The sequence below is a fragment of the Calditrichota bacterium genome (genome assembly GCA_013151735.1).
Classification (GTDB): Bacteria; Zhuqueibacterota; JdFR-76; order JdFR-76; family BMS3Abin05; genus BMS3Abin05.
This window is the reverse complement of sequence record JAADHR010000196.1, coordinates 1-10,649: the sequence shown is the minus strand read 5'-3', so window position 1 is coordinate 10,649 and position 10,649 is coordinate 1. Positions and strand designations below refer to the sequence as shown.

The window sequence follows — 10,649 nt, the reverse complement described above, 5'->3', positions numbered from 1 at the left end:
AGTTTTTCTCTTGCCGGAACAGAAAACAACCGGGTTTGGGTCGAGCTTTCCGGAACTAACTTGCCAACAATTTATGATGACCAGCACAATAAGATCAAAAATGTTAAGGCTGATAAAAACAAAAAGATATTTAGATTGCAGGGGGGTAAAACCTATTTTTTGAAACCGGATAAATAGGCTGAAATTGCGTTTTCGGATTTGGAATGTGACTAACGGTTATTATTGGGGGATGACACATTGTTAAGATAGGGAAGAACCAAAAATAATCGGAAAGGAGGTGAGTGGAAAATCCCATCCATTCGTAAAAAGAGTTGTTTATGTAACCAACCATTACAAAGGAGGCAGCAATGAACGTCAAAAGAAATTGGACCATTTTTTTGGGAGCAGTTCTTACCCTGTTGTTTTTTTCGGGCTTGACATTTGCCCAGGGAGGAACTAATTTAATTTACAATGGGGATTTGGAGATAGACGAGCCGTTTTTCTATCATGCGATAGGCAATGGAGACGGGGGGGCGCAGTGTATTTGGGCGGAAGATGCGGCGCACACGTACTATCGGTCGTTCAAGATCGTGAAGCCATCGGCGAGTTCGCAGGCGGTGGGCTGGCAGTCGGACAATTTTGCGCAGTATTTGTGGAATGGGATGAAGCCGTTATTGTACAAGATAGGGGGGTGGTACAAGACGGAGAATGTGAACACGAATCCGACGAATGATGATCAGCGGATTGGGTTTACGTACAAGTTTTACAAGAACGGGGTGGAGCTGGTTTCGCCGCAGTTCATACCGATTGATCAGAGTGTTGGGACGAAGGCGGACTGGGACACGGTGTACACGTACGTAGCGTTACCGGACACGGCGGATTCGGCGGTCTGTGAGTTAACGATGGGCAAGGAAGCGACGGGGACGGTGTGGTTTGATGACATAGCGTTGAGTTCGTCGCCGTGGTCGGCCGGGATGTTTGGGGGGAATGCGGAGACGCCGGCGGGCTGGATGATGTGGACGGCGGGGCCGGACAAGGGGAAGGCGCTGTATGTGGACAATGTGGCGCATTCCGGGACGCATTCGGCAGAGTTGGTGGAGCGTGACACGGACAGTGATGAGATGGTATTTTACTCGGTGCCTGCCGGCGGGATCAAGGCGGGACATTACTACAAGATCTCGGTGTGGGTAAAGACGGACAGTGTGAACACCGATGACAAGTACATAGCGAGCAATATAACGGGGGATTACGTAGCGGATCGGATCAACTTGTGTTTCTTTTACCACAAGGCAGGCTGGCAGACGTCGTGGGCGAACATGAACGATCAGTTTTTGTACATAGCGCAGCGGGATTCATCGTCGGGTTGGACGGAGTACATGGCGATATCGAAGGCGCCGGAAGAGGCAGTCGGGATTTCGGTGAGAGCCCGGTTTAACAATGCCTCCATGGGCTATGCCTGGTTCGATGACTTCTCCGTCGAAGAATTAACCTTTATCCCGACGGCGGTAAAGGAATCGCCTCTGGCCAATTCCAAAACCACGCTTCCCACGAAATATGCATTGTTCCAGAATTATCCCAATCCCTTCAATCCAACCACGGAAATCACGTACCAGTTGCCGAAGATCACTCACGTGAATGTCTCCATTTACAATGTTATGGGACAAAAGATTACAACGCTTGTTAATAAAACCCAGGCGGCCGGAACGTATCAGGTTTTGTGGAATGGTAAGTCGGAAACAGGTGAAAGCCTGCCCAGCGGAATTTACTTTTACAAATTACAAACCAAGGATTATAGTTTCGTCAAAAAAATGACACTCATGAAGTAGTTTCAAAAACGGTCTGCGGAGTTTACCTCCGCAGACCTTTTTTTATCTTTTTTTTACCCCGAATTATTCATAAATTGGTGCTGTAAAATACGACATCATAAAAGATAGGGTTCACCTGGTTTTTTGTGGGAAAAGTGGCCCTTCTGAAAATGGGACACAGCTTCTTTTGAACTCCCCCGGGGGGGCAGGAAGGAGCGTATTTTGTTAAAAAGAACTGAATTGCTAAGCAACGAACGATTGGATTAAGCCCTCAACAGTTAATAAGAACTGTTTTGGTTTGCCGGAAGCAGATACGTTGCATTTCCAGTTTTAATATGGCGAATCTGTTGTATTACGCTGGCACGACGTTTCATAAAAGGAGAAAATAACCCATGAGAAGATTAGAATCTTGCTCCCTGACATCTTTAAAAACAGGCAGGAAACGGGAGTACCAATCAAACAGGGTTAAATCCGCCGTCGGCGGATTAGGTTTTTATGGGATATCTATCATCGTTTTCATTCTACTTTATTTAGGGGCCACGCCTCTCCATGCGGGAACGACCGGCAAGATTGTCGGAAAGGTTAAAGATGCTTCCACTGGCGAACCGTTGATCGGGGTGAATATTATTGTTGAAGGCACACAAATGGGAGCCGCAACCGACGAGAAGGGCGAATTCATGATTTTAAACATCCCTCCCGGGCGGTACACACTGCGAGCCGATATGATTGGATATAAGTCGTCTATTTTGAAAAATATCATTGTTAATGTTGATTTTACAAGCCATGCCAATTTTTCATTGGTGCCGACTGCCTTAAAGGGGCAGGCGGTCACAATTGTGGCCACAAAACCCCTGGTGCGGATGGATCTTACCTCGACTTCTCAATCGATTGGAGCAGACAGGATTGCACAGCTTCCCGTTGAAGAGGTACACGATGTGGTGAATCTGCAGGCGGGCGTGGTCAATGGCCATTTTCGCGGTGGGCGATTGGGAGAGGTGGCTTACATGGTGGATGGAGTTCCGATTAATGATGCCTTTTCCGGGGCGGCGGGTGTAAATATTGAAAACAATGCCGTCCAGGAGCTGGAAGTCATCAGCGGTACATTTAATGCCGAATATGGGCAGGCCATGTCCGGGGTGGTGAATATTGTTACAAAAAGCGGAGGAGGAAAAACAACGGGCAGTCTCAATCTCTATTCGGGAGATTATGTCAGCACGCATAAAGACCTTTTTATGAATATCGGATCCATCAGTCCTTTAAGCACCTATTCCATCGAGGGGACACTGGAAGGAAGCGTCCCCAAGACCAAAGGAAAATTGGGCTATTTTGCAACGTCCAGAATCTACAATAATGAGGGATGGCTGTATGGGCAAAGGCGTTTTGTTCCGTCAGATTCATCCAATCTGCTGAGTGAGGATCGTTCCAAGTGGTATATTCAGCAAAGCGGCGACAATAAAATGGTGCCCATGAATCCCAACTTTCGTATTTCGGGTTTGGCAAAAATGACCTTCCATTTATCCGCCAACAATAAAATATCCTATAATATTCTTTATGAGCGACGAAAATACAAAGAATATGACCATCGTTTCAAATATGATCCCGACGGCGATTACAAACGACGGAAGCTAAACTACACGGAATACATGATCTGGACACATGTGTTTTCGGAAAGAACATTTTCATCGCTGCGACTTTCTCACTCCTTCAATAAATACGATCAGTACGTTTTCAAGGATCCATTGGATCCCCGGTTTGTGAATCCCGCCCGATTATTGCAGGTCAGTGGAAATGCATTTTATACCGGAGGGATGCACACCTGGCAGTTTCATCGCAACACCAAAAGCTATGTGGCCAAGTTCGATTTAACCAGTCAGGTGAACAAGGAGAATCAGATTAAAGTGGGTCTGGAAGCCCAATCCTATGAATTGTATCTGCACGAATTTGAAATTCGCATGGATCGGCAGACGAACTGGAAACCGGCGCTCAACCCGATTTGGGCCTGGAACAACAACGAGTACCAGCATTACCCCTACAGTTTTTCCGGTTACGCCCAGGACAAAATGGAATTCAGGGACATGATTGTCAATCTGGGCCTGAGATTTGATTATTTCAATTCAAATGCGTCTTATCCCAGAGATCCGCGCGACACCAATATCTACGAGCCGATTTTACCCCAACATAAGTACAAAAACTACAACCCCAATCTTCCATTTGAAAAACAGACCCCCTACACATTAGAGGAACGAAAGAAATTCTGGTACAAAAAGGCAACCCCCAAAAAACAGCTCAGTCCGCGTTTTGGGATTGCTTATCCGATTTCCGATCGGGGAGTCATTCACGTATCCTACGGATTTTTCTTTCAAATGCCCAATTTTGAATATCTCTACACGAATCCGGAATTTGAGGTTTTCCCCGGCCAGTCAACCCCTCTGGATCCCATGCCTCACAGTCAGTTGAATGCCATGGGAAATCCGGATTTAAAGCCTCAAAAAACCGTTATTTATGAGATTGGCTTGCAGCAGCAGCTGACAGATAATCTGGGATTGACATTTACGACCTACTACAAAGATATTCGAAATTGGCTGGGAACTGAGATTGAACAACTGTACATTGTAGGGCGCCAGTACGCGCGGTATGTTAACCGGGATTATGCCAATGTCAGAGGCATCACAGTGGCTTTTGATCAGCGCCCGACCCACGGAATTTCAGCTTCCCTGGATTACACCTTTCAAATTGCAAAGGGCGACGCCTCCGATCCCAATACGGCATTTTGGGACAAACAAAATAATATCGAACCGACCAAGCAATTCGTGCCGTTGGACTGGGACAGGCGCCACAGCCTGAATCTTACGGTTTCGGTGGGTTCGGTTAACTCGTGGAATCTGTCGGTTATTGGCAAATTGGGCAGCGGCTTGCCTTATACCCCTACCTATCAAAATATCCGGTTATCTGTTGCTAACAGTGCCAACAAACCGCCGTTTGTTAATTTTGATCTCTACGGCTACAAAAATATTCACGTGATGGGGTTGACCTATTCGCTGTATCTTAGAGTTTATAACCTCTTTGATCGAAAGAACGAACTCAATGTGTATTCGGACACGGGTCGGGCGGATTATTCATTACAATCTTTTTATACAAATACGAATATTCGGGGGGTTAACACCCTGAATGAGTATCTAAAACGTCCCGATTGGTATTCCGCGCCCCGGCAGGTGATTATGGGTGTAAAAATTAGTGTCGATTAATGATATCAGTTGAATAGAAGGATCGAGCCATGTCAAAAAAGATTTCATTCTTTTTGTTCATAATCGTATTTGCAATGAGTGTTTGGGCGTCCGTTGTGTCCGCTCAGTACGTAATTGACCGTCACAAGGGCAATGAGCTTTATGACAAATGGGGATGGTTAAACGGGAATCAAATACTCATTCCCTTTTCAAACCACGGGGAAGTGGGGCACTACCCCTGGCCTCATTCGGGAGAGTGGCCCAAGGGTCAAAACGGGCACACGTATATCGACGGAATTTGCATGATCGTTCAGGCTGCCGCCAATGATATTCACGGCAAACGGATTCACCCGCTGGAAACAAATTACCGCGAGGACAACAAGGTTTCGCCCACCGGAAAAATCTGGGGTTGGACCCCCCTGCCGGGTTATGCGAATCCCAATCAGGACTCGCCGGCACTCAGCGATGATCCCAACACCTGGCCCGCCTTCTGGCCCGATCGAATGGGAGACCCCACGGATCCGGGCTGGCCGGGATACTGGAACGGGTATTTCGGTAAAGGCGTCAAAAACGCCCAGTTGGAAACCTATTATCGAATGGATGACAACACGGACAAAAAATACGAATTTTACCCCGATTCCACGGACACGTCCCGCGGCGGATTGGGAATGCAGGTTGCCGTTCGGGCGTTTCAATGGTCGAATGTTCTGGCCCAGAATACCCTGTTCTGGCTCTACGATATTACCAATATCGGAACAACCGATTATGACTCCGTGATGTTTGTTGAATTTATCGATTATGGAATCGGGGGGACGGCCGATGGGGCGGATGATATCGGTGACTATGATTTGGAACTGGACATGGCGTATGCCTGGGATTTAAACGGCCTCGGCTCCCCGGGGAATTGGGGGCCTGTAGGATATGTCGGAATGGCGTTCCTGGAAAGCCCCGGAAATTCGACAAACGGAAAAGATGACGATGATGATGGAATCATTGACGAAAGACGGGACAACGATGCGGGCTCTTACATCTACGGCCCTGTGGGCTATTACGATCAGACGGGTCAGATTGATCGCAGCAAGGGCATTCAAAGCCGCTGGCACTGGGAAGGGGATGAGAACGGGAACTGGATCCCCTACACAGATCTCAATCACAATGGAAAATGGGATTCCAACGAACCTCTTAATGACGATGTGGGAACAGACGGCATCGGGCCCTTCGATGAGGGGTATACCGGCCCGGATGCCGACGGAACCCAGGGAAACGGACGCCCGGATCAGGGTGAGCCCGACTTTGGAATCACTGATCTGAACGAGTCCGATCAAATCGGGCTAACCGGATGGCGCATTTTCCCGGTGCACTATTACATCTGGACACAGGATGAGCGGGATTGGAAATCATTTATTCAGGCTCCGCCGCCCCATTCTGAAATTCTCAAACCCCCCAATCTGGCCAACTATTTTGCTTCCGGTCCCTTTCCCATGAAACCGGGACAAACGGAGCGATTTTCAATTGCGCTGCTTTTCGGACAGGATTTTGATGATCTGGCCCGAACCAAGCAAACCGTTCAAAATATTTACAACAGCAACTACCGCTTTGCCGAACCCCCGCTCAAACCAACGCTTCACGCCGTTGCGGGAGACGGAAAGGTGATCCTGTACTGGGATCGAAAAGCGGAAAAATCATACGACCGCTTTTTAAGAGCGAACGATTTTGAGGGGTATGAAATCTACCGCTCTACCGAACCCCATTTTCTCGAAAACTGGACGATTACGGATACCTACGGAAATCCCTTTTATCACAAGCCTCTGGCAAAATACGATGTAAAAGACGGAAAAACAGGGCCGTTTCCGGTGGGTTACAATGGCATTCACTTCGATCTCGGTTCGGATACGGGGCTACGCCATACCTATATTGACAGTACGGTGCAAAACGGACAAACCTATTATTACGCCATTGTTTCCTACGACTCCGGATATGCACGGGTTGACTATACGAAAAACAACCCCTGGCACCGGGTTGTCAATATTGGAATTCCTCCTTCCGAATGCACGGCCAGTATTACCCAGCAATCCACGGGAGAACTCAAATTCGATATCAATACGGCAATGGTGACGCCGGAAGCGCCTTCGGCCGGATATGTGGCTCCTCATCTGAAAGACGGGCAAATTTCCCACACCGGCCCGGCGACCGGAAAAATTGACATTTTCATTTTAGACCCCCAAAAGGTTCAAGATAATCACACCTATCGGATTACATTTACGGACACAACCTTCCAGAGGTTAACGACCAGCTATTCCGTAACCGACCTGACAGCAGACAGCCTATTAATCAGTCACAATACTGAGATTTATCCGGGGGCCGAAAGCCCCATTTTGCCGGGCTTTGTTCTTCACCTGTTTAACGATGGCACGGTCGATACCATGGCCTCCCGCACCGGTTGGAAGGAAGGCAGCCAGACCAATTATCAGTTCGATATCGGCCTGGAGGAGAAAAAGGGCGATATGTTTAAACGGCTGAACGTCAAATTTCCGGCCGATTATGAAATTAAATTTCACAATTCCATTGCAGATACCTCGATTGGCTATCTGGGATTTCCGGTTCTGCCCGTTCCGTTTACCATCTGGAATCTGACGGACAGCTGCAAAGTGGAATTTGCCATTGAAGACAATGACCGCAGCAAGAGTTTTACGATTGGCGATGCAATCATCATTATTGCACCCGATCCGGCGAGAAGCCTGTATGGGATGGACAAGCGCCCCAGCTGGAAACTCTTGAATGTGGGACCACCGATGGAAATCGATACGGTTTTCGACCAGAACGGGTATCCCACAGAAATTGACACAACCTATCCGAATGGAAATCATCCTCCCGGGGAAGGAGATGTGTTTGATCTGGTGACCAAAAAGCCCTTCCGAAAGGATGACGTATTTAGTTTCACGATTGTGGGCGAATCATCCCGAAAGCCGACGCAGAACGATTTGAGTAAAATTGCGGTGGTACCCGATCCGTATGTGATTACCGCTTCGTGGGAAAAACCCACCTCCTCGTCGTGGGGCAGAGGAGAACGAAAGCTTTATTTTACCCATTTGCCGCAGAAATGCACCATTCGCATTTACACCGTCAGCGGGTATCTGGTGGATACGATCAGACACGATTCTCCTCTTACGGATGGGTCCGAATCCTGGGATTTGCTTTCGAAGGATGGTCTGGATATTGCCTACGGAATTTACATTTACCATGTGGATTCGCCCTGGGGAAAGAAAATTGGAAAATTTGCCGTCATTAAATAGATTCTGTTGAAAAAAAACCTTGCGAGGGCCAAAAAAACCTTCGCAAGGTTTGTTTCGCCTTTTTCAATAAAAACAAAATGATTCAGAGGGCTTCGATCACGTCTGAATGGAGGTAATATAAATGAAAAAATGGGTTTTCCTGCTGATTGTGTTGGGAATCATGCCTGAATTTTTGTTTGGACAGCTCTATGTCAAAAATGTTTCCAAAGTGGGAACGACGGCTGCTCCGTTCCTTGAAATTGGGGTTGGGGCACGTGCCATTGGAATGGGCGGCGCTTTTGTAGCACTTGCAAATGATGCCTCCACCATGTACTGGAATCCGGGCGGGCTGTCAAAATTAAAATCTTCTTTCGTCTTAATGGAGCACTCAGAGTGGCTGGCCGGAATTAGTTTCGATTATGCCAATGTGATTTTGCAATTGGGTGAAATGGGCACAATTGGCGGAAGCTTCACCTCTCTTTCCATGGCCGATCAAATGGTTCGAACGGTGGATCGACCCGACGGAACAGGGGAACGCTATTCGGCCGGAGACCTCTCCGTGGGATTGAGTTACGCCAAAAACCTCACCGATCGGTTTTCCATCGGGTTTAATGCCAAATATATTCATCAAAAAATCTGGCACATGACGGCTTCTGCTTTTGCCATTGATTTCGGAACGCTGTTTATTACCCAATTCAGGGGATTGCGTATCGGAACCAGCCTCTCCAATTTCGGAACCAGCATGCGCCTGGACGGACGGGATATTCTGGTGTACCACGATATTGATCCCCGAATCATGGGAAATAATCCCCGTATTCCGGCGGAATTAAAAACGGATTCCTGGGATTTGCCTCTGTTGTTTCGTTTGGGAGTTGCAATCGATTTGCTGAATCGAGGTTCAAACCGCCTGACCCTCGCCATGGACGCCCAGCATCCCAGTGACAATACCCAATCCCTTAATGTGGGTGCCGAATATGCCTTCAGAAAATTTTTTATGCTGCGGTTGGGCTATAAATCGCTCTTTTTACAGGATGGTGAAGAGGGGCTTACATTTGGGCTGGGGTTGCACCAGTCCATTTACGGAATGACTAAAATTCAGGTGGATTACGCCTACGCGAGTTTTGGGCGGCTGGAGAACATCCAAAAATTTTCCCTGCAACTGATGTTTTAAACAGGTACCGGAGGATTATCCCTTTTGAAAAATATGCATCGGTTTCCGTGGCTTGTTTGTAGTTTCATCGTGTTGACTATTTTGGGATTAAATTGCGCCCGAAACGAAAATCATTCGCAAAAACAAGATGTTGTTCAACTAACCTACTGGCCATCCGCCAATCAGTATGAAATTAATCTGGCGGCTCTTGAGGTCAAACAATGGAATGCCGCGCATCCGAAAATCCAGATTAAAATGCAGCCCATCCCCGCCAGTCAGTCCAGTGAGGAGGTGCTGCTGGCGGCCATTGCAGCGAAAACCACCCCGGATATTTGTTCAAATATCTGGCCGGGTACGATGGGTCAATTTACCCGTGCCGGCGCCGTGGTGCGGTTAGACACCTTTCCCGATTTCGATTCTCTTCTCACGTCCCGTGTTCCGAAGGATTTAGTGGATGGCTGCCGCTATCTGGACGGACACGTTTACCAGTTTCCCTGGAAAACCAACCCCGTGATGATTCAATACAATGTGGATATGTTAAAAGCCGTGGGCGTGGATTCCTTTCCTCAAACCTATTCCGATTACCTTAACGTGGGGCGCAAAGTGACCCGCGATTTAAACGGCGACGGCCAAACGGATCAATGGATGAGCTACGTGGATGTCCGGGAAAAATGGTGGACCCGCTTTTTCGATTACTACCCGTTTTACATCGCGGCCTCCGGCGGGAAAACCCTGCTAAAGGGGCGGACGGTTATTTTCGACAATGAGAACAGCGTGGAAGTCTTTCGCTTTTTTCAGGAAGGATTTAATGAAGCCATCTTTCCAAGGGCCCGATTTCAAACAGACCCATTTTTAACGGAGATTGTTGCTTCGCGGTTTACCGGCCCCTGGGAAATCATTCACACGGAAAAATACAAACCGAAGGGGCTTCACTATGATTTTGCCCGAATCCCCTTACCGGACGGTCAAAAGGGTCCCTCGTACACGTATGGTGATCCCAAAAATATCGTTATTTTCAGTACAACACGCCATCCCAAAGCGGCCTGGCAATTTGTGAAATTTCTGGTTTCCAGGAAGAATGATCTGGCCCTTCTCAGGCTGTGCAGCCAACTGCCGGTTCGAAAAAATCTGCTAAAGGATTCTCTTTTTGTCCCGTATTTTAGAAAAAACCCTTACATGGTGAAATTTGCCCGTTACATTCCGTTTACACGGGGAGTGG

Annotated in this window: 5 protein-coding genes; all 5 read left to right on the top strand. The window is 47.8% G+C overall.

What is annotated here, in order from left to right:
• Positions 1-347 precede the first annotated feature (347 nt).
• Positions 348-1,805 (top strand): T9SS type A sorting domain-containing protein, encoded by a 1,458-nt coding sequence (locus tag GXO76_13780; protein NOY78928.1) that lies wholly within the window; start codon positions 348-350, stop codon positions 1,803-1,805.
• A 371-nt stretch (positions 1,806-2,176) separates the two neighbouring features.
• Positions 2,177-5,029 (top strand): TonB-dependent receptor, encoded by a 2,853-nt coding sequence (locus GXO76_13775; protein ID NOY78927.1) that lies wholly within the window; start codon positions 2,177-2,179, stop codon positions 5,027-5,029.
• A gap of 29 nt (positions 5,030-5,058) precedes the next feature.
• The gene (locus GXO76_13770; GenBank protein ID NOY78926.1) at positions 5,059-8,301 is read left to right on the top strand and encodes a hypothetical protein; all 3,243 of its coding nucleotides are present in this window, start codon (positions 5,059-5,061) and stop codon (positions 8,299-8,301) included.
• A 121-nt stretch (positions 8,302-8,422) separates the two neighbouring features.
• On the top strand, positions 8,423-9,451 hold the full coding sequence (locus tag GXO76_13765) for a PorV/PorQ family protein (GenBank protein NOY78925.1): 1,029 nt from the start codon (positions 8,423-8,425) through the stop codon (positions 9,449-9,451).
• Positions 9,452-9,484: 33 nt separating this feature from the next.
• On the top strand, positions 9,485-10,649 hold a 1,165-nt coding region (locus GXO76_13760), incomplete at its 3' end, for an extracellular solute-binding protein (GenBank protein NOY78924.1).